This is a genomic window from Acidimicrobiales bacterium (assembly GCA_040219515.1).
GTDB lineage: Bacteria > Actinomycetota > Acidimicrobiia > Acidimicrobiales > Aldehydirespiratoraceae > JAJRXC01.
This window is the reverse complement of the sequence record JAVJSI010000010.1, coordinates 103658-126878: the sequence shown is the minus strand read 5'-3', so window position 1 is coordinate 126878 and position 23221 is coordinate 103658. Positions and strand designations below refer to the sequence as shown.

The following is a 23221-nucleotide window of genomic DNA, read 5'->3' as shown; positions in this document are numbered from 1 at the left end:
CACGGTGGCCGGGTGTCAGCTCAGGTCGTCGGGATCGGTCGACGTGGAGCCGTAGGCATCGGGCGCGACCTCGCAGATCTCGCCACCGTCGTTGACCTCGAAGTCGTAGCCACCGATCACGGTCTCGTCATCGATCGACCCGCCGAAATCGGGCGTGCCGTGGATCGTGACCTCAATGTCGTCGGCGTCGAAGCCCTGCTCGACCATCTGGTCGCGATAGGCGTCGATCATGGCCTGCGTCGTCAGGTCGTAGGCCTGGGCCATGCAGTCGCTGCTCCCGACCACGGCCTGGGCGTAGGCGTAGGCGGCCGGGGTCAGCCCGCTGTTGTCGCTCACCCAGGGGAACAGGTCGGTGAACTTGCCGACCAGACCCCGGTCGTAGTCGACGCTGCCGACCGTGGCCTCGGCGTCGATGCGAGGGCGGACGAACTGGATCGCCTCGGCCGGCACCCGCACGCTGGCCGTGCCGTCGTCGTTGTTGGTGACCTGCACCTGGTCGCTGTCGACGCAGGTGTCGATGTCACCGATCGCCGTCATCTCGACGGTGTCGGTGCGATACACCTGGCCCAGGACCCGATGCTCACGCCGTCCCTCGATCGGGACGGTCGTGTGGATACGGGCCCGGCAATCCAGCGAGATCGGCTCGATCTCGGTGATCGTGGCCGGCTTGGGCTGGTACATCGTCTCGGTGGTGCTGGACACATGGAGGTTCTTCCACGGCGCCGTGATGTCGGCGAAACCGAGCTGGGAGAACGCCAGCAGGCCGCCGACGGCGATGGCCAGCAGGGCAAGTGAGGATCGAAGGAGGGATCGCATACCTTTCCCGACGCCGCAGCGCCGGGAAAGGTCGCGAAAAACCCTGCGTGCTACGGGACCGGGATCGGCGTGTAGGACTGGGTGGAGTACTCGGTCGGGCGCGCGACCGGGCTCTCGTCGATCAGCCAGTCGATCCAGGACTGGGCGTAGTCGAGGAACGTGTCGACGCTGCGGCCGTCGTTCACGACGTCGGCCATCACCTGATAGCCGTCGCCGCCGGTGGCCATGAAGCTGTTGGCCACGACGACATAGGTGGCGTCGAGGTCGATCGCCGTCCACGTCGCGGTGCCCTTCGGGCGCACCTCGATGTCGGTGAAGCGTTCACCGAAGTCGGCGCTGACATCGACATTCCAGCGAATGCCGGAGCCGTAGGGATAGGCACCGCTCGAGCCCTCGGCGTCGATGACGTTGCCGAGGCCCTGTTCGAGCGCCAGCACCACTTCGGCGCCGGTCATCTCCAGCTCGTAGAGGGTGTTCGCGAACGGCAGGAGCTCGTAGGCGTCGGCGATCGTGATGTCGCCGGCCGGGATGTCGTTGCGGACACCGCCCGAATTCTGGAGGGCGATGTCGGCCCGGAAGGCCCGGTCGAGGAACGCGTCGGTGACCTGCTGGGAGATGTGGCCGCCGTTCGGTAGCTCATCCGGTGTACACAGCGTGCTTCGGCCACTGTTCTGGAACTCGCCGACCCCCTCGTCCTGGTACGGGAACCGGGCCAGGCACAGGTCTTCCGTGGACGAGCCGATCACTTCCATGGCGAGCACGTCGACTTCCTCGGCGAAGTCGTCGAGTACGCCCTGCGCCGCAGCGTCGGGCAAGAAGGTCAACAGACCCGCCGCGCTGAGGGCCGCATCCACTTGGGCCTGCGAAGGCGAGACGGTGTTCTCGTCGGCGTCGAAGTCGTCCACCGCGCCGAGCAGCAGGTGCGGCGTGCCGCCACACGAGGTGACGTTGCCATCGGCATCGAAGGCGATGTTGAACTCACCGACGACCTGGGCGTATTCCCACGCCTGCACGATGCAGGTCGTGTTCCCGCCCATGTCGGTTGCCATCGTCGGGTAGTCGGGATTGCCCTCGAGGCCGAGCGCCGGCATGTTGCCGAGCAGGGTGTGCGAATCGCCGCCCACGATGAAGTCGACGCCGTCGACCATCGTCGTCAGGTCGAGATCGTTCGTGAACCCGTAGTGCGTGACGAGCCCGATCTTGTCGAAGCCCATCCCCGACAACTCGTCGATCGTCGCCTGCGCGGTCTCGACCTCGTCGAGGAACACCGTCGTGTCGAGCGGCTGCGACGACACCTGCGTCTTCTGGGCGATGTCGATGCCGACGAAGGCGACCTGCTCGTCGCCGAACTGCTGGACCGAATAGGGCTGGAAGTACTCGGTGGCCGCGTCGGGCCGGAGGGGCGTGCCGATCTCCGGCACGACGTTCGCAGCGACGACGTCGGTCTCGCAGTCCGGGTCGGCCGCGAGGAAGTCGAGGAACGTGACGAGTCCGGCATCTCCGCCGTCGAACTCGTGGTTGCCGAGGGCGAACACGTCGAAGCAGACCTCGTTCATCAGCGCGGCATCCGCCTCACCTTCGAACAGGGTGTAGAAGAGCGTGCCGGTGATGGCGTCGCCTGCGTGCACCGTGACGTTGTTCTCACCCTCGTTGGCGCTGCGGAGCTGGTCGATGGCGCTGACGACTCGGGGGAAGCCACCGAGCTCGATCGCAACCTCGTCGCCGGCATCGCCGACGGCCAGGTCGATGCTCCCTGCCTGGAGATGCGAGTGATGATCGTTGATGTGGAAAATGTTCATGGAGAAGACGGGCGAACCAACACGACGCCACAGGAAGGTGACCCCCATGGCCCGGGTGATGGTCTCGTCGGGTCCGAACACACCGGGGGCAATGCCGGTGGTGAGTCCCTCGGCCTTCAGCCAGCGAATGGCCTCGGTGAAGTAGCGAGCGGTCGCCACGTCGCCGAACCCTGAGTCAGGATTGCCCGTCGGTGCGCCGGCGGCGCGCCACAGCATGGTTGCGTACATCGCGCGGGTCATCGGAAGGTCGGGGCCGAACTCGGTGGCCGAGACGCCGGTGGTGATGCCCGCCGCCTTGGCGTAGTTGACGGCTTCCTCCCAGTAGACGCCGGTGGGGACGTCGCTGAAGCCGCTGTCGGGCGACCCGGTCGGCGAGCCGAGGGCACGCCAGAGCAGGGTGAGTCCCTGCTTGCGATCGAGAGTGTCATCGGGTGAGAAGGTCGTCGGCGAAGTGCCGGTGGTGACGTCGGCATCCTCGGCCCAGGCAACCGCGTCCTCGTACCAGCTCCCGGGCACGACGTCGGTGAAACTCGTGGCCTGGGGTTCGAGTTCGACCGCGCCCGACCCGGGGGCGAACGCCAGCAGCGGTCCCAGCATCAGCGCCACAACAGCGGCCATGAATGGCTTTCTCATCATCGTCTCCTCGTCGCGCGACACCGGCGCCGCGGTCGACACGCAGTTGTCTATGGGACCGACCGTAACTCCTTCCCCTCCTCGCGTCGATGGCAAGTTGCGCGAGCGCGAACGAGAGGTGAACGTCGGTCAGGTCGGTGAGGCCCAGACGACCTCACCCTCGTCATCCACCTCGTCGGTGACGACCAGACCGATGCGCTCGGCCACCATCTGGGACGCCACATGGTCGGGGTGGATGTGGGCCCGGATCCGCGGGACCCCATTGGCCACGAGCCAGTCGCTCATCGCAGTCGCGGCCTCCGCCGCCAGCCCCCGTCCCTGATGGGCCGGTTCGATGAGCCACGCCACCTCGGCAACCTCTCCGGTCACGGTGGCCTGCACGTACCCGATTTCGGCCCCGTCGTCGCGGGTGCGAACGATCCAGTTGAGCCACGTCTGGTGAGCATCACCCGACCCCCGCACCATCGCATCGGCATCGGCCACCACGAGCGGTGCCATCCCGAGTCGTTCGGTGAGGAGATCGGTTGACGGCGTCAAACTGGTCACAGATCGCGGAAGCTCACGCAGCCGAGAGCGACGGCCCGGCGAGTCCGAGCAGGAGGGCCACGAGCTCGCCGGTGCGCTCGCCGAGCACGTTGTGTCCGCAGTCCATCTCCACGATCGTCCAGTCCGGTCGACCCCGCAGCTCCGCCGCCTGGCGATGGTGGTATCGGTGGTTCCCGGTGTTGTCGGTGGCGAGCACGAGCACTCGGGGCACGCCCGCCGGCAACGGAACGCCCAGCCGCACCGGCGTCTCCATCGACGACACTGCGAGCGGGAACGACGGCGTGTCGCGATTCGGCGCCGGCAACATGCCACCGTTGGCGGCTGCGATCTCACGTGTCACTGCGGCGATCTCGGGACCCAGCAGATCGAACTGGGACTCGCCGTTCTCGGCCACGCCGGCATCGACGTAGACCACCGCTCGTACACGATCACGAAGTGCGTCCCATGCCTGGGTGACCGGCATACCCCCGTAGCTGTGGCCGACGAGCATGATGTTGTCCAGACCGTTGGCTTGCACATGCTCGACCACCGCGCTCGCGTGGGCGTAGAGGTCGATATCAGGTCCGGCCTCGTCGATGCGGTGACCGTGGCCGGGGAGCGTGACGGTGTGCGGCTCGAGCCCCCCGGCCCGCAGGCCGGGAAGCACCGGGTCCCATGACGCGGCCGACGAGAACGACCCGTGCACGAGCACGGCATCGGAGATCGGAGGGCGGCCCATGGCGGGGACGGACATCAGCCGATCTGCTCGAGCGGGCCGTAGGGCACGGCGCCGCCCTTCTCGCCCACGGTGGGATCGAACACTGTCAGCCGGAGACCGTCGGCTGCGCCGTACTTGTCCGGACCCATGCTGGCGAAGACCTGGCCGGGGATGTCGATGTCACCGAGGCTCTCGGCACCGGCGAGGAACGACTCGTGGGTGAGTTCGGGACCGGCCGCGTTCGCGGCCAGCTCGAAGAGCCGCAGCGGGGCGCAGAAGATCAGTATGTTCTCGTACCAGTTCGACTCACCCGGGGCGAGCTCCGACGTCGGCTTGATGGTGATCTCCGGGTTTGCCTCTTCGAAGACCCGCACGCAGTCCTGGGTCGCCTCGAGTTCCCAGGCCTCCTGTTCGGACGCGAGACCCGAGCCGATGATGCCGGCCAGATCCTCGGGCACGGCGCCCTCGAGCGCACCGATGCCGCCGAGCAGCTGGGCCGAGTCGACCACGAGGAAGTTTGCGTCCAGGCCCGTCCGCACGAGCTGCGTGGCCCCGAACGTGGCGGTGTTCTCGACGAGGATGACGCTGTCGACCCCCTCGGTTCGGAAGAGCTCGCCGAAGACCTCGAACTGCGCTTCACCGGCGAGGATGTCGCCGTTGTTGGTCTCGAACACGACATCGACGACGTTCTTGCCGAGGTCTTCGAGCGCGGGAATCACGATGTCGCGGGCAGCCGGCTCCTCTTCGCCGGTGACGATCACGGCGACGGTGTCGCCGAGCAGTCCGTCGTCTTCCATGAGCTGGATCACACCGGCGAGCCGACGATCCGAGAACATCGTGTTGCTGATCCACGGAGCGTTCGAGATCTCGAGTTGCTCGGGTGTGGGCTGGCCGCCGACGACGATCGTCGAGTTGCGACTGTTGAAGCACGGGTTGAGATCGGTGTTCGGACCGGTGAACGGTGCGAGCACCGCAAAGACGCCGATGTCCTCGGTGAGGCGAACGCATGCCGCGTCACCCTGCGTCGCGTCGAGCGGGACCACGAGCTCGAGGTGGGCTTCGAGCATGCGGCCGTGGATGCCGCCGCGGGCGTTCACGTCGGCGATCAATGTGTCGAGCATGAGGTTCGGGTCGCCACGGTCGAGATCGACGAGGCCCAGCGACTTCAGCTCCTCGAGGTCCGAAGTGGTGAAGCCCAGCCGGATCGTGTCCTCGGTGACACCGCTCCACGACGCGGTCAGCTCGACCGGCTCGGTCGTGGTTGCCTCGTCGCCGGCGTCATCGTCGTCGACGGCGTCGCTCTCGTCTGCATCAGCGGCCTCGGTCGTCGACGATGCACCGTCGTCGACGTCTGCCGCGTCGCTGCCGGCGTCATCGCCTCCGCAGGCGCTCGCGAACAGGCCGAAGGCCAGAAGTAGGGCAAGAAGTTGGCGACGAAACATGAATGTCCTCGAATACTGACAGGCGGATGCGACGCGCAGTCTGGAACATATTCTCATGTGAGACCAATTTGTACCGAGCGGCCGTCACGGCGAGGCGGGTCTAGGCTCGAGGATCGAGGTCCAGACGGACGGAGGGCACGTGACCGGGAGCGACACCACCGAGAGCGCCGAGCTGAAGGCGACGCTGAATCTGCAGCGCAAGGCGGCGATCACGGTCGGTGGTGCCGTCGACCACACCGGACAGGTCCGGGTCACCCGCATGGCCGATTTCGACATGGGCCGGACGATCTTCGGGGGCCTCGAGGGTCTCGCCCGCAAGTTCATGGACGAGAAGCTCGCCAAGGAGGCGACCTGGGACGCCGACGCGGCGGCCGAGGTCGAGGCCGCCTACGCCGCCGCCGAGACCGCCCAGCCGGCACCACCGATCGATCAGCGCCTGATCGACTTCATGGTGCGCGAGTGCGACTTCAGCATGGAACACGCCGACGGCACCTTCCTCGAGCACCTCGTCTTCTGTCACGACTATTCCGCCCGCCACTACCCGGAACACTCGCCCAACGTGGCCCTTCTCCACTCGATTCTGGGCACCGCGACCAACACCTTCGCCATGGACGCTGCCAAGATCCCCGAGTTGAGGGAACTCCTCACCGAGTTCGAGGCGCGCCACGTGGAGGCGTTCCCGTCGATCCTCCGGCTGTTCTACGACGGGGACCTTCTCGACGAGCTGGAGGAGAACCTCCACCGGCTCGACGACCTCGAGGCCCTCCACTGCCACCGGGTCATCGACAACGAGCCGCTGTCGCTCGACGCCGAGAGCCTCTGGATCAATCTCAACTACCACCTGATGCACTTCGTCGACTTCGTGCCGCCGGCCAACTGGTCGACCCATCGGGCCGATCCTCTCGTTCAGATGTTCGAGCGACTCTCGAAGCTGTTGGACCAGGCCGGCCACCGCCAGGCTCGCGTCGACGTCACGTTCGCGACGGGGAACGCTGCTCCGATCGGTGAGCGCCGCACGCTCTTCGGCCGGGTCAGCGGATTGCTCCCCGCCGCAGTGACGCTGAAGCTCGCCCGCAAATCGATTCGCGAGTACTCGGAGAAGGCGGGACACGACCTCTCCTATCGCATCGAATGGGTCAGCTAGCGCCCGCACGTTCCTCCCGCCGGGAACGCTGCGCAAACGCCGTCTGAACCTGCCCCTGCTCAAGATCTCTCTCCGCACGCCGATTGGAGTGCACGTCGGAGTTCGGCGATCACTTCGCTCACGGCCCCTGGTTGTCGGCTTCGACGAGACGGACACCATCAGGTCGAGGACGGAGCACATGAAGGCCACGGCGAATGAAGAGTGAATCGTTCCCGGGAGCGGAGTACCCGCCGTCGCCCGCGCCATGGACGATTCGTACGCTGCGCGGCGGGTCCCTCGATGGCGACACGATCGCCTCGACCTCGGGCCTGCGTATCTCCGCTGTGGTCGGGGCGTTGTGCATCGTGCTCAGCCTGACGGTCGTCTGGCGGGGTGACGTCACCACCACGTCCGCGGGATTCTGGCCGGCGGCGGGGTTGGCGGTCGTGGCAATGCTGGTCGTTCCGGTGCGCCGGTGGGGATGGGTGATCGCCGGCATCGTGTCGCCGACCGCCCTCGCGTTCGCGCTGGGCATGATGCCGCTCGTTCCGGCGATCTGGTGGGCAGTGGCGAACGTCGTCGAGCCCGCCTTGGGCGCAACGATCCTGCGCCGCTACGGCAATTCCCGTGACTCCCGTCAGGACGGCATGACGGCGATCTTCTTTCTCGGCGCAGTCGTGTTGGCCCCGGTCGTCGGCGCGACGATCGGTACGGCGGGCACCCTGAGCGCCTACGACCGGTCATGGAGCAGCACCTGGCTCGAATGGGTCGTCGGCGACGGCCTGGGCGTACTCGTGATGGTCCCGCTCCTCATGACGTACACGAGTCGGCGGGGTACCCCCCGCAACGGCCGTGAGCGATTCGCCCTCGGCACCCTGATGGTGTCCGCTGTGGCTCTCAGCTTCGCGAACCTCGGCCCGACGGGTTCGGCCCTGGTGCCCTATCTCGTCCTGGTCGTCCTCCTGTGGACCGGGATGCGATTCGGCCTGCGGTCGGCGGCCGGGGCAGGTTTCATCGTCTCACTCGCCGCGAACATCGCGACCTCGCACGGCTGGGGACCGTTCGCAGCCGGTGACGGCGAACCCCACGTGATCTCGATCCAGTTCTTTCTCGCGATCGCCCTCGTCACCAGCTTCGTGGTCGCCTCGACGATGAGCGAACTCGCTGACCGGGAGGAGGTGAACACCCTTCTGACCGTGCAGGCCACCCACGACGGACTGACCGGTCTCCCCAACCGCGTGTTGTTCGGTGATCGACTTCGCCAGGCGTTCGAGCGGCGACAGTCGGACGGGTCCGGCGTCGGGATCGTGCTGATCGACCTGGACGATTTCAAGAAGATCAACGACCGCCATGGTCACCCTGCGGGGGACGGTGTTCTCGGGGTTGTCGCGCGCCGGATGGCGTCCTGCGTGGGTTCCGACGGCCTCATCGCCCGGATGGGTGGCGATGAGTTCGCCGTGCTCTGCGACCGGGTCGAGAGCAGGGAACCCCTCACCGCAATCGCGGCCCAGGTGGCGCAGGCGCTCGAACTACCGGTCGAGATCGACGGGTTGGAGCACCACCTCTCGGCGAGCGTCGGCGTTGCGTGGGCGGTCGGCGACGACACCGTGTCGGCGACGGAGTTGTTCCGTCGTTCCGACGTTGCGCTCTACGAGAGCAAACGACGTCCCGAGTTGATGGCGGTGCTGTTCGACGACGAACTCGAAATCCGCACCAGACGCCGCACCGAGATCGAGGTGGAGCTCCGCGGGGCGATCGCTCGCGACGAACTCTCCGTCGTCTACCAGCCCATCGTTTCGCTTCCCGCTCAGAACCCGGTCGGGTGCGAGGCCTTGGTGCGCTGGACCAACCGGCGGCTGGGCACCGTCGGACCCGATGAGTTCATCTCGATCGCGGAGCGAGCGGGATTGATCGGTCTGATCGGCGACTGGGTCCTGGAGGTCGCATGTCGTCAGCTCGCTGAATGGCGCAGCGGCGACAGCACCGACGCCGACCAACCAGGTCTGTACATCAGCGTGAACGTCTCCCCGCGACAGCTGAGCGACCAACTGTTCCCGGCCCGCGTGCGCCGCATCCTCGAGTCGGTTTCGCTACCGCCGGACGCGCTGGTTCTCGAGATCACCGAGACCGCCATCATCGACGACCTGGACGTGTCTCTCCACGCGTTGGCCGAACTGCGCCAACTCGGGGTGCGGCTCTCGATGGATGACTTCGGCACTGGATACTCGTCGCTCACGTATCTGCGAATGCTCCCGGTCGACAGCCTGAAGATCGACCGCAGCTTCGTGGCTGAGATCGGTGGCGCCAGCAACAACATCGCCATCGTCCGCACGATTCTCTCCCTGGCGGCGGAGCTCGACCTCGACGTGATCGCCGAGGGAATCGAGACCGCGGAGCAGGCACAGACCCTGTCGCAGTTGGGTTGCCGGCTCGGGCAGGGGTACTTCTTCGCGAGGCCGACACCGAACCCCGACCTCGGCCGGCCGGAGCGGCGGGACGTGGGACCCGCTCGTCAGAGATCGACCTTGGGGTAGTAGTTGGCCGGGCCCATCGCTCGCACGTCGCTCAGCCACTCGCTGTCGTAGGGCCAGTCGTCTTCCGCTCCCTCGACCGGGCCCTGCCAGAAGCGCTGGATCGGGCCCTCGGGCGCCGGTTCGAGCGACCAGGCCTGGCGGCGGTAGGCGAAGTTGTCGGGCACCAGCCGATGCGCCTCGCGGAAGTGACCGATGGCAGCCTCGTGGTCACCCGCCTGCTCGAGGTGACAGGCCAGCTCGAAGTGGGCCTGCCCCTTCGAGGTGTCGGCGCTGCGAGGCCGTGAACGCTCGACGACCTCGGCGGGGCCGAGCGCGAAGCGGCTGGCCGAACCGTGCTCGATCCAGTCCCGCAGCGCGGCCTCGTAGGCGGCCGGGTCGGCCTCGAACTGCATCGCTTCGGTGAAGATGTCCATCATCCGCGCCGGGATCTCGGTCATCCCCGCCATCGGATTCTTGCGGTCGTTGCTGATCGACGGCGGTGCCGTCGCGAGCTCGGCCGGACGCACGATGATCCCTTCTTCGTCGATCCACACCGCGTTGGGAATGTTGATCACGCCGAACTGCTCGGCCATGCGGTGCGTGGTGTCGATCAGCGACGGGTGGGCGGGCGACGCCGCCTCGATGAACGGACGGCAGGCCTCCGCGCCGGCGGCATCCATGCCCACGGTGACGATCTCGACGCCCTTGTCCTTCACCTGCTCGCGGAATGCCTGCCACACGGGCAGGTCACCGGAGCAACCTCAATACGGTGCCCAGGCGTAGAGGACGACCTTCTTTCCCCGCAGCGAATCCAGCTCGAACGTGGATCCGTCGAGGCCGGGGAGCGTGAGGTTGGGGGCCTGGGCGGTGGCGAGGGCCCGAGCGCCGATGGTCTCGGGACCGGTGGCCCAGAGCCCGACGTCGGGATCGTGGACGAGCGCCAGGCCGAGCTGGTCCGCGATCACATCGAGCTGGACCGTGTCCCCCACCGACGGCTCGACCAACGGAATGCAGAGCTCCCCCTTGCACGCGCCTTCCGGCTTGAGCTGCCAACCGGTGCGCGCCTCGAAGGCCCGGCGATCCACGGTGAGGTCATCGACGATCATGGAGGCACCGTAGTGGAGGCATATCCACAGCCATTCATCCACGTTCTGGTCCCTGGGGATGAGAGGTGCACGCCGCGTCACCTGGCGGCGAAGTGAGCGCGTTCCGTCGTGTCTGCGAGGTCATGTGTGGCCTCGGTGCGTGTCACGATGTTCGAGGTGACCATCGGGGTCATCGATGGTCGCGACGCGATCGTCATCGAACACGTCAACCGAATGAGCCGTGACATCGCCCCCGACCCGGCCCACCGCAGATCGCGACGGCACCTGCCGGCTCAGCCGAGGGCATCCAGCAGGAACGCGATGACCTTGGCCTCGTCACGCCAGGCGTCGTAGCGCCCGCTCGGGCCGGCGTGGCCGGCGCCCATCTCGGTGTGCAACAGCACGAGTGCGTCGTTGGTCCGCGCCGAGCGCAGCTTCGCGGTCCACTTCGCCGGCTCGTGGAAGCTCACCCGCGGGTCGTTGAGCCCGGCCGTCACGTACACGGCCGGATAGTCGGCCGCCACCGTGTTGTCGTAGGGCGAGTACCCGGCGATGTAGGACGCGTGCGGCTCGTCGCGAGGGTCGCCCCATTCCTCCCACTCGGTGACCGTCAGCGGAAGGGTCGGGTCGCTCATCGTCGTCGTCACGTCGACGAACGGCACCTCGGCCACCGCGGCGGCGTAGCGCTCGGGGCGCATCGTGATGCAGGCACCGACCAGCAGCCCGCCCGCGCTCCCGCCGCGAATGGCCAGCCGCTCGGGATGAGCGACGCCGACGTCGACCAGGTGGTCGGTCGCCGCCAGCGTGTCGGTGAACGTGTTGCGTTTCGAGAGCAGCTTGCCGTCGAGGTACCACTGCCGACCGAGTTCGCCGCCGCCGCGCGGATGCACGAGGGCCCACACGACGCCGCGGTCCAGCAGCGACAGCCGGGCGACCGAGAACCACGGCGGCAGGGAGACCTCGTAGGACCCGTAGCCGTAGACGCAGCACGGTGCAGTGCCGTCGACGGGGGTGTCGACGTGACGGACGACGTCGACCGGCACCTTGGTGCCGTCGGCGGCCGTGGCCCATCGCCGGGTCGCGGTGTAGTCGCCGAGGTCGACGTTCGGGGTCGGCATCTGCTTCACGACGGTGATGTCGCCGTCGTCGAGCCCGACGTCGATCACCCGCGCCGGCGAGGTCAGGGACTGGTGCGTGAGACGGACGACGCTCGTCAACCACTCCTCGTTGTGCCCGAACTCGATGTCGTGGGGTTCGGGGTCGATGTCGAGCAGTCGGTCGGCCCCGTCGCCGGTGACCACCCGCACCTGCGGCTGAGCTTCGCGCCACTCGAGCAGCGCGAGATGGCCGGCGAACGGTTCGATCGTCACGATTCGGCGTCCCGGCTCGTGGGGCACGAGCTCGGTCCACTCGCCGGGGTCCCCGAGCGACGCCTCCATGACCCGGAAGTCGACCGCGTCGTCGTTGGTGAGGATCACGAAGCGGTCGACCCAGTGGTCGACGCGGTACTCGACGTCGGCGACCCGTGGCCGGACCACGGTCGGCGCCGATGTCGGCGCCGCAGCGGGGATCAACGCGAACTCCGACGACGTCTTGCTGACCGATCCGATCACGATCCACTGGCCGCTGCGCGTCGCCTCGACGCCGACGAAGAACCGCTCGTCGTCGTCGCGGTACACCTCGACGTCGTCGGACTGGCCGGTGCCGACCTCGTGGCGCATGACCCGGAACGGGCGTTCCTGGTCGTCGGGTGCCACGTAGAACACGAACCGACCGTCGGCCGACCACGCAACACCGGCATATGTCGTGTCGTGCACCTCGTCATCGAGGTCGACGCCGCGGCCGAGGTCGCGGATCCGGAGGGTGAAGTGTTCGTCGCCGGCCGTGTCGGCCGACCACGCCAGGCGGCCGTGATCGGGGCTGATCTCGAATGCCGCCAGGTCGAAGAAGTCGTGACCGTCCGCCTCGACGTTCTGATCGAGCAGGACGTCGTCGGTGGCCATCGCCGCCGTCCGACCACGGCTGTGGGTCGGATAGCTCTGACCCTCGTGGGTCTGCGATGCGTAGTACCACTCGCCCTTGCGCACCGGTGCCGACACGTCGTCTTCCTGGACGCGCGACCGGATCTCGCCGAACAACTCGTCGACGAGTGCCGCCCGGTCGGCGAACCAGGCGTCGCAGTAGGCGTTCTCCGCCTGCAGGTAGGCGATGGTCTCCGGGTCGTCGCGGTCGCGCAGCCAGGCGTACGGATCGTCGACCGGCCCGCTCGGGCGACCCCACCGGTGCGGGACCGTCCGGGCGATCGGTTCGGGCGGGCCGGATGGCGGGTCGACGTCGTGCACTGACCCGACGCTACGGCACCCGGGCGCGGGTCAGCGAGCAGCGTGAAAGCGTCGCGGTCAACACCGAGTGCCGGGAACCCGGAACCGACAGTTTGGCGCCCCGAAGCGTGTCAGCCGGCAGAGGTACAGTCTTACCAATGGCCGACAAGTACGAGACCCTCACCGCCGAAGAACTTGATGCCATGACGCCGGATCAGCGGGCCAAGGCGTTCCGTGACCGGATCGTGACTGACCCCGCCGAGATCCCCGAGGAGTTTCGGGGTCGGATCTTCGAGACCGCGAAACGACTCGGCGCCGAACGCGCCGATCAGAAGTGACGCGGCGCCGCGTCACCGTACTTCCCCAGTTCTTCGATCGCCTCGATCAACTACTTCCCGACGAACGATCTGCCAGCGGCGAGCCGTCCACGGCCGACTTCATGCTCCACGACCTGACCGCGATCATCGACACCCTCGCCGAAGACTACGAAGGCACCATGATCCCGGCGCCAGACACCCGCACCCGGATCATGGTCACCGCAGGAATGACCGTGCCCTTCGTCGCCGTCTACGCCGATCTCCGACCCGATGACACTGTCGAGGTCATCTCGTTGGACCTCGAACGCTGAGCACCCGACGACGTCCCCGCGGGGACGTTTTGCCGATTACTCGATGCGCAGACCGGAGATGGCCCGGCTGATCACGAGCTGCTGGATCTGTTCGGTGCCTTCGAAGATGTCGTGGATCTTTGCGTCACGGTGCCAGCGCTCGACGGGGTACTCGCGGGTGTAGCCGTAGCCGCCCAGGATCTGGATGGCCCGTTCGGTCACCCAGGTGGCGGTGCGGCCGGCCTTCATCTTGGCCATGGAGCCCTCGGCGTTCTTGAACTCGCCGTTCTTGCCCATCCAGGCCGCCCGCCAGATCAGCATGCGGCTGGCGTCGATCTCGGTCGCCATGTCGGCGAGCATGAACGCGATCGACTGGTTCATGATGATCGCCCGGCCGAACGCGTGGCGCTCCTTGGCGTACTCGAGCGAGTACTCGTAGGCGGCACGGGCGACGCCGAGCGCCTGGGCTCCCACGGCGGGGCGGGTCGCCTCGAAGGTCTGCATCGCAGCTTGGGAGTTGCCCTTCTCGCCACGGCGGACTCGGGCGAGGCGCTCGTCGAGCTTCTCCTTGCCACCGAGCAGACACGAGCCGGGGACACGGACGTCGTCGAGCACGACCTCGGCGGTGTGCGACGCACGGATGCCGTGCTTCTTGTACTTCTGGCCCATGGACAGGCCCTTGGTGTTGGGCGGCACGATGAAGCTGGCGTGGCCCTTCGTCCCGAGTTCGGGATCGACCACGCCGACGACGACGTGGATGTCGGCGATGCCGCCGTTGGTGATCCACGCCTTGGTGCCGTTGAGGACCCACTCGTCCTTGGCCTCGTCGTAGACGGCCCGGGTGCGGTAGCCGCCGACGTCGGAACCGGCATCGGGCTCGGACGCGGCGAACGCGCCGAGGGCGAGCTTCTCGGGCGTGCCGTAGCACTGCGGCACCCACTCCATGACCTGCTCGGGCGTGCCCGACGCAGCGATTCCGGCGGCGGCGAGTCCGGAGCCCATGATGGCCATGCCGATGCCGGCGTCGCCCCAGAACAGTTCTTCGATGGCGACCGGCATGGTCAGACCGGTGGGGTCGCCCATCATGCCCTCGGCCATGAACTCCCAGCCGTAGAGGCCGATCTCGGCGGCCTGTTGGACGATCGGGTACGGGAACTCTTCACGCTCGTCCCATTCCTCGGCCGCCGGCCGGATGACATCGACAGCGAACTCGTGGATCCACTTCTGGAGTTGGAGCTGGTCTTCATTCAGTTCGAGCGAGAACTCGGCCATGGGGGTCTCCTGGAGATGGGTGGTTACTCACCGGTAACAACAACGAGAGTACGGATCCGGACGGGATCTGGCAACCCCCCGATCCGGCCACCGGCGAGATCCTGCGCCATCGGACGGATTCCAGTCCCGAGCCAACTGCTTCACCTCATCTTCGCCCCGTTTTGTGCGATAGGAGTCCACGTGAAATCCCGACGACGAGACGAACCACGCTGGAGCGACCGCACTGCCATGGTCGCGTTCGTCGTCGCGCTCGCCGTCGCCGTCACTGCGGCCGTCGTGTTCCTCCTCACCAGCGGGCGCGACCTCGTCGACGGTGTCCTCTCGGTCGCGGCCCCGGCCATCGTCGCCGCTGCCGCCACGGCCATCGCCTGTCGATCACTTCTCAGCCGCCGCCATCGCGACCGTGAACGCGAGAGCAATCGCCGACTCTCGGCCGTGAAGAGCGAGCTGCACGACGAGAAGGTCGAACGGGCTGTGCTCCGCGAACTCGACGCCGCGCTCGACCTGGCACCCACCGAAGCCGACGCCATCGACATCGTGCGCGAGGCGTTCAAGAAGCACCTCTCCATGCAGCCGGTGGAACTCCACCTGGTCGACCCGATCGATCCGGTGCTGGAGCTCGCGGTCGCCACCGGCGATCATCAGACCAAGCAAGGCACCCGCAGCTCCCCGTGGGAGTCGCTCGCGGCCAGGACGAACACAACGATCGTCTACGACACCACCGACCGCCTCGACGTCTGTACCCACCTCGTCTCACGCCTGCACCAGCCCATGTCCGCGATCGCGATCCCGGTCAACGTGATGGGACGGCTCCTCGGCGTCATGTACGGCTTCGGTCCCGAGTGCGAGAAGCCCGGCCGCGACGACGTCAAGTTCCTCGAGGACGTCGCCACCCTGGTCGGCGCCCGATTGGCGATCCTGCGCGCCTCGATCTCCACCGCCGCCACCGCGGAGGACATCGACAAGCTGACCGGTCTCCCCGACCGCTCGGCCATGCAGGAACGCGTCCTGCGGATGCTGCGCGACCGCCAGCCCTTCACCGTCGCCGTCGCCGACATCGACCGCTTCAGCCGGCTCAACGAGACCGAGGGCCGCGAGGCCGGCGACCGGGCCCTCCAGCTCATCGCCCGGGTGGCCCGCAAGGCCGTGCGCCCCGGCGACGTCATCGGTCGCATCGGTGGCGACGAGTTCCTGTTCGTGCTCCCGCGCACCAGTCCTGAGGACGCCACCCGCGCCTTCGAACGACTGCGCGAGGAGCTCGTACTGGCCCAGTCGAACAGTGACGATCCCCCGTTCTCGTTGTCGATCGGCGTGATCGGATCGGCCTCCGGCGGCACGATAGAGGAGATCCTCCACCGCGCCGCCGGCGCCCTCGACCACGCAAGGACCCAGGGCGGCAACAGGGTCGTCGTCGCCCACACGACGAAACCGGCGCCGCCCGGCTGATCACTGTTCCAGAAGCGGACTCACCCGTTCGGCCACGACGTCGACACCGGTGTCGTTGTCCACCACCAGATCGGCCGCGGCCTCGTAGAGCGGCCGCCGGCGGGTGTCGATGGCCATCACCTCGGCATCGTCGAGCGGACGTCGGTGCGCCGCTCCAGCAGACCGGACCGCGACGTCGAGTGGCGACCCGTCGATCCACACGACCACCGCATGCTCCGCCATCGCCGATCGGCAGATCGGCGACTCGATCACCGAGGCCGACGCGCTGATCACCAGTGGCTCGGATTCTGCGAGTCGGGCGAGGAACACCTCCGCCTCGGCCTCGTGCAGCGCAGCAAGCCCCAGCTCGTCGAGAATCCCGGTGGCGTTCCGTCCGGTACCGGCCTCGAGTTCATCATCACCGTCGACATGGCGACGATCGAGCGCCGACGCGAGCGCGCGGCCGAGCGTTGACTTGCCCACCCCCATCTGCCCCACGATCGCCACATGCGGTCGGCGGTTCACCATCGCGACAGCGTGCCAGAAGGCCGGGGCGGATACCGTCACGTCCATGCGCTCCTCCACCGCTCGGCGAGTCGTGGCCATCGCACTTGCGATCGTCACGCTGGCCTCGGCCTGCGGGGAGAGCGAACCGGAGGCCGATGCCTTCACCCCCATCGCGGTCCGGGACTTCGACAGCCAGCCCGCGGAACTGCGCCACACTGACGGCCGCCCCTTGGTCATCAACTTCTTCGCCGAGTCGTGTGCGCCCTGCGTGGCCGAGATGCCCGCGTTCGACGCCGTCCACCGGGCCCTCGGCGACACCGTCGACTTCGTGGGTCTGTCCGAGGACGCCACCGCCGCAGCGGGACAACGCATCATTGCCGCCACCGGCATCAGCTACCCGACGCTCTGGGATGCCGATGGCTCGGCGCTCAGTCGCTTCCAGGCGATCGGGCTGCCGACCACCGTCTTCGTGACCGCCACCGGCGAGGTCGTCGACGTCCACACCGGGGTGCTCACCGAGGAGACGCTCACCGCGAAGGTCGACGAACTCGTCGATCGCGGTTAGCCGGGGTCAGCGCCGGGTCAGACGATCAGCCGCAGCGCGCCGACCGTGGCCGCGACCTGGAAGACACGGCCCAGCACGATCGGGTCGAAGCGGCCGATGTGGCGAGCGCCGACCCGGGTGCCGATCACCACGCCGGTACCGGCCAGCACGATCATCGGCAGGTGTTCGCGCCAGACGAACCCGGCCACACCGAACACGACGACCTTCACTGCGTGGTTGATGAACTGCACGAGCGAGAAGGTCGCCACGAAGCCCACATGATCGCTCGTCACCGTCCGAAACGCCGGCGCCAGCAATGGACCCGGGGCGCCGAGCGTCGGGTTGAGCAGACCGGCCACCGCGCCCACCAGGCTGAGCCGCCGCACTCCCCCACCCGGTGGCGCGAGCCACGCCGTGGCGGCCGGCCACCACACCGCGAGCAACGCGAAGACACCGACCACGGCCTTCCCGCTGTCGCGGGGAATGCCGTCGGCGATGAAGTAGCCGGCCACGGTTGCCGGAATCAGGAGCGGCAGGTACCACCGCAACAACGACGTGTCGGCGTCGTGGCGCATGGTGAGCGTGCGGGTGCCGTTGGACACCAGTTGCACCACACCGTGCGCGGGGATCGCCACCGCCGGATCGAGGAACTGGAGCATGACCACGAGCAGGACGACGCCACCGCCTGCCCCCGCCACCGCCGTGAGCGCCGCGGTGAGCACTGCGGCGACGAAGATCACGGCGAGCTCGACCTCGGACACAACTTGTATTTTACTTGTATGTTACTCAACTTGTCCATGACTGCGGTGCGCCATGGCACGAACGGAGGCGAATTCGTCCGAGGATGTCCGGAGCGAGCTGGCACACTGCCTCGGTGTTCAGTCGCCGAACCGCCATGGCCAACGGGGTCCGCCGGATCTTTCCGCTGTCGCTGATCGCATGGCCGTTCGGCATCGTCTACGGCGCCACCGCGGTCGACAAAGGGCTGAGCGATGCGACCGGCATCTTCGCCTCGTTCGCGATCCTCGCCGGCGCAGCCCAGCTCGCGCTCGTCGAACTCATCGACGACGGCGCCCCGTGGTTCGTGGCCGTCATCACTGCGCTCACCATCAACCTGCGCTTCGCCCTCTACTCCGCGTCACTCGCGCCGGCGTATCGCGACTTCTCGTCGCGGTGGCGGTTCGGGCTCGCCTACGTGATGGCCGACCAGACCGCCGTCATCTCGCTGCTCGAATTCGAGACGCAACGGGATCCCGAGTACCGGCGCTGGTTCGCGCTCGGCGCTGCGGCGTGGTTCGTGTTGCCGTGGTGGATCGGCACCACCCTCGGTGTGCTCGTCGGCGGCGACATCCCCGAGAGCTGGCAGATCGGCTTCACCGTGCCGTTGATGTTCATGGCGCTGCTGGTGCCGACGCTGACGACACGCCCGAAGCTGGCGGCGGCCGTCGTCGGGGCCGCGGTGGCGGTGGGCACCCGTGCCGCGCCGGGCGGCATCAACATCATGCTCGGCGCGCTGGCCGGCATCGCGGTGGGCGCGTACCTCTCCGAACGACTCGAGGCCGCGAGATGAGCCCGGTCGCCCAGATCGTCATCGTCGGGATCGGCACCTATCTCCTCCGGCTGAGCTTCGTGGCCCTGGCCGGCCGGATCGGCGAGATCCCGCCCCGGATCAACACCGTGCTGTCGATGATCCCGCCGGCGGTGCTGGCCGCCATCACCGCCAACGCCATCTTCTACGCCGACGACGGGTTCCGCGGCGTCGACGAATGGCACCTGACCATCGTCGTGGTCGCCCTGATCTCCTGGCGCACGAAGAGCGTCGCCCTCTGCCTCTTCATCGGCATGCCCGTCCTCTGGACCCTCGCCGCCCTCGGCTGAGCCAAAACCGCAACGGGCGTGCAGCACTGGGGTCAGACCCCCGTTGCATTCAGGGTCTGACCCCAACTGCAACGGGGGTCTGACCCCGAATGCAACGGTAGTCTCGGCGGTCTATGAGCACGTCCCGCATTCCCGAAAAGCCCGACCTCGCCGGCCTCGAGGACAAGTGGGATGCCGTATGGGACGAGACCGGGATCTACCACTTCGACGCGTCGAAGTCGCGCGACGAAGTCTTCTCCATCGACACACCGCCGCCCACGGTCTCCGGCTCACTCCACGTCGGCCACGTGTTCTCCTACACCCACACCGACACCGTCGCCCGCTACCAGCGCATGGCGGGCAAAGAGGTCTTCTACCCGATGGGGTGGGACGACAACGGGCTGCCCACCGAACGTCGCGTCCAGAACTATTTCGGTGTCCGCTGCGACCCCTCGCTCCTCTACGACCCCGACTTCACCGCGCCCGACGACGCCGGCGACCCCAAGGCCATCGCCAAACGCCCGACCGTCGCGATCAGTCGCCCGAACTTCATCGAGCTCTGCCACGAGCTGGCGGTCGAGGACGAGAAGATCTTCGAGGCGCTCTTCCGGCGGCTCGGCCTCTCCGTCGACTGGACCCGCACTTACGAGACGATCAACGACCACTCCCGGCGCATCAGCCAGCTCGGCTTCCTCGGCAATCTCGAACGGGGCGAGGCCTATCAGGTCGAGGCACCCTCGCTGTGGGACATCACCTTCCAGACCGCGGTCGCCCAGGCCGAGCTCGAGGACAAGGAGATGCCCGGCGCCTACCACAAGCTCAAGTTCGCCGGAACCGATGGCAACCCCGATATCTGGATCGACACCACGCGGCCCGAGCTGGTCCCATCGTGCGTCGCGCTGGTCGCCCATCCCGACGACGAGCGCTACCAGCCCTACTTCGACACGGCCACGGTCACGTCGCCGGTCTTCGGCGTCGACGTGCCGGTCCTCGCCCACGAGCTCGCCGACCCCGAGAAGGGCACCGGCATTGCCATGATCTGCACCTTCGGCGACACCACCGACGTCACCTGGTGGCGCGAGCTCGACCTTCCCGTCCGCACCGTCATCCAGCGCGACGGCAAGTTCGCCGACGAGACACCCGACTGGATCACCTCTGACACCGGCCGAGCCGCCTACCAGCGCCTCGCCGGTCTTCGCTCGAAGAATGCCCAGGACGAGATCGCAAAGATCTTCGCCGAATCGGGTGACATCGACGGCGAGCCCCGACCCATCACCCACCCGGTCAAGTTCTTCGAGAAGGGCGACAAGCCCCTCGAGATCGTCAGCAGCCGCCAGTGGTATATCCGCAACGGCGGCCGCGACACCGATCTTCGGGATGCGCTCGTCGCTCGCGGCGACGAGATCAACTGGGTCCCCGGCTACATGCAGTCCCGCTTCGCCAGCTGGATCGAGGGCCTCAACGGTGACTGGCTGATCAGTCGCCAGCGCTTCTTCGGTGTGCCCATCCCGCTCTGGTATCCGCTCGACGCATCGGGCGAACCCGACTGGGACGAGGCGATCACGCCCGAGCTCGACAGCCTGCCGATCGACCCGTCCACCGATGTCCCCCCGGGCTACACCGCCGAGCAACGCGGCGAACCGCTGGGGTTCATCGGTGAGCCCGACATCATGGACACGTGGGCCACTTCGTCGCTCACGCCCCAGATCGCGTGCGGGTGGCAGACCGACCCCGAGCTCTACGCCGCCACGTTCCCCATGGACGTCCGGCCGCAGGCCCACGACATCATCCGCACCTGGTTGTTCAGCACCGTCGTGCGGGCCCATTTCGACGAGGGCGTCGCCCCGTGGAGGAACGCCACGCTCTCGGGCTGGATCCTCGACCCCGACCGCAAGAAGATGTCGAAGTCCAAGGGCAACGTCGTCGTTCCCACCGAGCTGCTGGAGCAGTACGGCTCCGACGCGGTGCGCTACTGGGCGTCGTCGGGCCGACCGGGTACCGACACCGCCTTCGACGAGGGCCAGATGAAGATCGGGCGCCGACTGTCGATCAAGCTGCTCAACGCGACCAAGTTCGTGCTCGGCTTCGGCGACGGCGATTCGACGATCGACCCGGCGGCGATCACCGAACCGCTCGACCGGTCGATGCTCGACAAGCTGGCCGACCTCGTCGACGACGCAACGAAGGCCTTCGACGCGTTCGACTACGCCCGTTCGCTCGAACGCACCGAGGCCTTCTTCTGGTGGTTCACCGACAACCACGTCGAGCTCGTGAAGGCCCGTGCCTACGGCGAATTCGGCAACGACCGAGCGGCCTCTGCCCAGCACTCGCTGCGGCTTGCCCTCTCGACCCTGCAGCGACTGTTCGCGCCATTCCTCCCGTTCGTCAGCGAAGAGGTCTGGAACTGGTGGCACGACGGCTCGATCCACACGGCTGAGTGGCCCGCCTCGACCGATCTGCGCGCCGCCGGGGCCGGCACCGGCCCCGGGCCGAGTGACGTTGCCACCGAGGCGCTCGGCATCGTGCGTCGCGAGAAGTCCGAGGCGAAGCGCAAGCTCCGCACCCCGGTCACCTCGGCCACCTTCGCCGCCACGAAGGCGCAACTCGATCTCCTCGATCAGGTCATCGACGACGTCAAGGCCGCCGGCATGATCGAGTCGGTCACCACCGGCACCGTCACCGACCGCACCACGATCGAGGTCATCGCCGAACTGGAGCCCGAAGCCGAGGCGAGCTGATGGCCGCGGGTGACCGCGACCGCTGGAACCGGAAGTGGGCCTCGGCCGGTGTCGGCACGACGCACGGATCGAGGCTGGCCGAGCTGCTCGCGCCGTGGCTGCCGCCATCGGGCACGCTCCTCGAGATCGCCGGCGGCGCCGGATCGGACTCGATCGAATTCGCCCGGCGTGGCCTTCAGGTCACGGTCGCCGACATCAGCGACATCGCACTGGCCCAGGCCCGCGAGCTGGCGGGAACCGAGGGACTCGAACTCGACACACTCGAGATCGATTTCGAGGAGCAGCCGCCACCGGACGGGCCGTGGCAGGTCATCACGGCGGCCAACTACCTCCAGCGCGATCTCTTCCCGGCGATGATCCAGCGGCTCGCCCCGGGAGGTCTGCTGGGTGTGGTGATCGCCACGACCACGAACCTCGAACGCCACGAACGACCCGGTGCGCCGTTCCTGCTCGAACCCGGCGAGCTCCCCGGTCTGGTGGACGGCACGACGATCCTCCACCACTCCGAAGAGTGGCGGGGCAACGGCCGCCACGAGGCCCACCTCGTGGTGCGCGCCTGAGTCCGACCAGACGCTACTCTCGGCCCCTCATGTACCTCGATGACGACGTCGACCCGATTTCGCGAGCCGTGCAGCGAGCGCTCGAGGGTTACCTCGTGTTCTTCTACGATGCCTGGACCAGCCAGAACATCAACGGCATTTCCGGCGACTATGTCGAGTTCGGCTCGTGGGGCGGCAACACGATGAACATGGCCTACCAGGCCATGGTGCTCACCGGTCGATCCGATCGCCACATGTGGGCCTACGACTCGTTCGAACCGCTCCCCGAGGCCAAGGACGACCGCGACTACCACCCAGGGTGGCGACCCGGCGGTCCGATGGGCGGTGGTGGTGTCGGGAAGTTCTACGAGGCCTGCGACCGCCACGGCATTCCGCGAGAGGCCTACACGGCGACCGAGGGCTACTTCGATACCACCCTTCCCCGGCTCGGCACCGACGGCGACCCCACCGACATCGCCGTCTGCCTGATCGACTGCAACATGTACTCGAGCGCCGTGACGGTCTTCGAGTTCCTCGAGTCCCGCCTGAAGCACGGCATGATCCTGGCCTTCGACGACTACTACTGCTGGACGCCGACACGTATCTCCGGCGAGCAGTCGATCATGCTCGAGTTCGCCCGCGATCACCCCCAATGGCACTTCGAGCGCTATCGCGATTTCCATCGCGCCGGCACCTCGTTCGTCGTCCAACACAGCGACCAGATTCCACACCGACTCTGACGCTGGATCGGCGAACT

General features: G+C 67.5%; 21 protein-coding genes. 11 read left to right on the top strand and 10 right to left on the bottom strand.

The features are described from left to right. Positions 1-15: 15 nt before the first annotated feature. The 5 genes from RIB98_09045 to RIB98_09025 form a co-directional block, all read right to left on the bottom strand. Positions 16-816 carry a hypothetical protein gene (locus RIB98_09045; GenBank protein MEQ8841116.1) on the bottom strand — a complete coding sequence of 267 codons (801 nt, stop codon included), beginning with the start codon at positions 814-816 and terminating at the stop codon, positions 16-18. A 50-nt stretch (positions 817-866) separates the two neighbouring features. Beyond that, positions 867-3248: a 5'-nucleotidase C-terminal domain-containing protein gene (locus RIB98_09040; GenBank protein MEQ8841115.1), complete on the bottom strand. Its 2382-nt coding sequence runs from the start codon at positions 3246-3248 to the stop codon at positions 867-869. A gap of 129 nt (positions 3249-3377) precedes the next feature. Further along, a complete protein-coding gene (locus RIB98_09035) occupies positions 3378-3794 on the bottom strand; it encodes a GNAT family N-acetyltransferase (GenBank protein ID MEQ8841114.1) in 417 nt (138 codons plus the stop codon). 13 nt (positions 3795-3807) lie between these two features. Continuing rightward, positions 3808-4527 carry an alpha/beta hydrolase gene (locus tag RIB98_09030; protein ID MEQ8841113.1) on the bottom strand — a complete coding sequence of 240 codons (720 nt, stop codon included), beginning with the start codon at positions 4525-4527 and terminating at the stop codon, positions 3808-3810. Beyond that, positions 4527-5933 carry an ABC transporter substrate-binding protein gene (locus tag RIB98_09025; protein ID MEQ8841112.1) on the bottom strand — a complete coding sequence of 469 codons (1407 nt, stop codon included), beginning with the start codon at positions 5931-5933 and terminating at the stop codon, positions 4527-4529. The genes RIB98_09030 and RIB98_09025 overlap by 1 nt, the downstream gene beginning before the upstream one ends. A 139-nt stretch (positions 5934-6072) precedes the next feature. Here RIB98_09025 and RIB98_09020 point away from each other — a divergent pair, with 139 nt between their 5' ends. Next, positions 6073-7077, top strand: a complete 1005-nt coding sequence (locus RIB98_09020) for a hypothetical protein (protein MEQ8841111.1) — start codon at positions 6073-6075, stop codon at positions 7075-7077. 194 nt (positions 7078-7271) lie between these two features. Further along, on the top strand, positions 7272-9590 hold the full coding sequence (locus tag RIB98_09015; GenBank protein MEQ8841110.1) for an EAL domain-containing protein: 2319 nt from the start codon (positions 7272-7274) through the stop codon (positions 9588-9590). Here the strand turns inward: RIB98_09015 and RIB98_09010 are convergent. Both RIB98_09010 and RIB98_09005 read right to left on the bottom strand, forming a co-directional pair. Continuing rightward, positions 9569-10675, bottom strand: a complete 1107-nt coding sequence (locus tag RIB98_09010; GenBank protein MEQ8841109.1) for a ResA-like WAxxUGC motif-containing protein — start codon at positions 10673-10675, stop codon at positions 9569-9571. The genes RIB98_09015 and RIB98_09010 overlap by 22 nt on opposite strands. A 272-nt stretch (positions 10676-10947) precedes the next feature. Beyond that, positions 10948-12996, bottom strand: coding sequence for a S9 family peptidase (locus tag RIB98_09005; GenBank protein ID MEQ8841108.1), 2049 nt, complete (start codon positions 12994-12996; stop codon positions 10948-10950). Positions 12997-13133: 137 nt separating this feature from the next. Here RIB98_09005 and RIB98_09000 point away from each other — a divergent pair, with 137 nt between their 5' ends. Together RIB98_09000 and RIB98_08995 are read left to right on the top strand one after the other, a co-directional pair. Next, positions 13134-13313, top strand: a complete 180-nt coding sequence (locus RIB98_09000; GenBank protein MEQ8841107.1) for a hypothetical protein — start codon at positions 13134-13136, stop codon at positions 13311-13313. Continuing rightward, entirely contained in the window at positions 13310-13603 is a 294-nt protein-coding gene (locus RIB98_08995; GenBank protein MEQ8841106.1) for a hypothetical protein, read from the top strand. Before RIB98_09000 ends, RIB98_08995 begins: the two co-directional genes overlap by 4 nt. A 36-nt stretch (positions 13604-13639) precedes the next feature. Here RIB98_08995 and RIB98_08990 read toward each other — a convergent pair whose 3' ends face one another. Beyond that, positions 13640-14854, bottom strand: a complete 1215-nt coding sequence (locus RIB98_08990; protein MEQ8841105.1) for an acyl-CoA dehydrogenase family protein — start codon at positions 14852-14854, stop codon at positions 13640-13642. Between the two features lie 180 nt (positions 14855-15034). Between RIB98_08990 and RIB98_08985 the strand changes: the two genes are divergently transcribed. After that, positions 15035-16300 (top strand): sensor domain-containing diguanylate cyclase, encoded by a 1266-nt coding sequence (locus RIB98_08985; protein MEQ8841104.1) that lies wholly within the window; start codon positions 15035-15037, stop codon positions 16298-16300. On the opposite strand, the gene RIB98_08980 is transcribed toward RIB98_08985, so the two are convergent. Further along, entirely contained in the window at positions 16301-16846 is a 546-nt protein-coding gene (locus tag RIB98_08980) for a shikimate kinase (protein MEQ8841103.1), read from the bottom strand. Positions 16847-16850: 4 nt separating this feature from the next. On the opposite strand from RIB98_08980, the gene RIB98_08975 reads away from it, so the two are divergent. After that, positions 16851-17351, top strand: coding sequence for a TlpA disulfide reductase family protein (locus tag RIB98_08975; GenBank protein ID MEQ8841102.1), 501 nt, complete (start codon positions 16851-16853; stop codon positions 17349-17351). 17 nt (positions 17352-17368) lie between these two features. Here the strand turns inward: RIB98_08975 and RIB98_08970 are convergent, their stop codons facing one another. Then, positions 17369-18091 (bottom strand): TSUP family transporter, encoded by a 723-nt coding sequence (locus RIB98_08970; protein ID MEQ8841101.1) that lies wholly within the window; start codon positions 18089-18091, stop codon positions 17369-17371. A gap of 113 nt (positions 18092-18204) precedes the next feature. Between RIB98_08970 and RIB98_08965 the strand changes: the two genes are divergently transcribed. The 5 genes from RIB98_08965 (at position 18205) to RIB98_08945 (ending at position 23204) form a co-directional block, all read left to right on the top strand. Continuing rightward, the gene (locus RIB98_08965; protein ID MEQ8841100.1) at positions 18205-18900 is read left to right on the top strand and encodes an AzlC family ABC transporter permease; all 696 of its coding nucleotides are present in this window, start codon (positions 18205-18207) and stop codon (positions 18898-18900) included. Beyond that, a complete protein-coding gene (locus tag RIB98_08960; protein MEQ8841099.1) occupies positions 18897-19208 on the top strand; it encodes an AzlD domain-containing protein in 312 nt (103 codons plus the stop codon). The genes RIB98_08965 and RIB98_08960 overlap by 4 nt, the downstream gene beginning before the upstream one ends. A gap of 113 nt (positions 19209-19321) precedes the next feature. Beyond that, positions 19322-21925 (top strand): valine--tRNA ligase, encoded by a 2604-nt coding sequence (valS, locus tag RIB98_08955; protein MEQ8841098.1) that lies wholly within the window; start codon positions 19322-19324, stop codon positions 21923-21925. Next, entirely contained in the window at positions 21925-22485 is a 561-nt protein-coding gene (locus RIB98_08950) for a class I SAM-dependent methyltransferase (protein MEQ8841097.1), read from the top strand. The genes valS and RIB98_08950 overlap by 1 nt, the downstream gene beginning before the upstream one ends. A 29-nt stretch (positions 22486-22514) precedes the next feature. Further along, on the top strand, positions 22515-23204 hold the full coding sequence (locus RIB98_08945; GenBank protein MEQ8841096.1) for a TylF/MycF/NovP-related O-methyltransferase: 690 nt from the start codon (positions 22515-22517) through the stop codon (positions 23202-23204). The last annotated feature ends 17 nt before the right edge of the window (positions 23205-23221 follow it).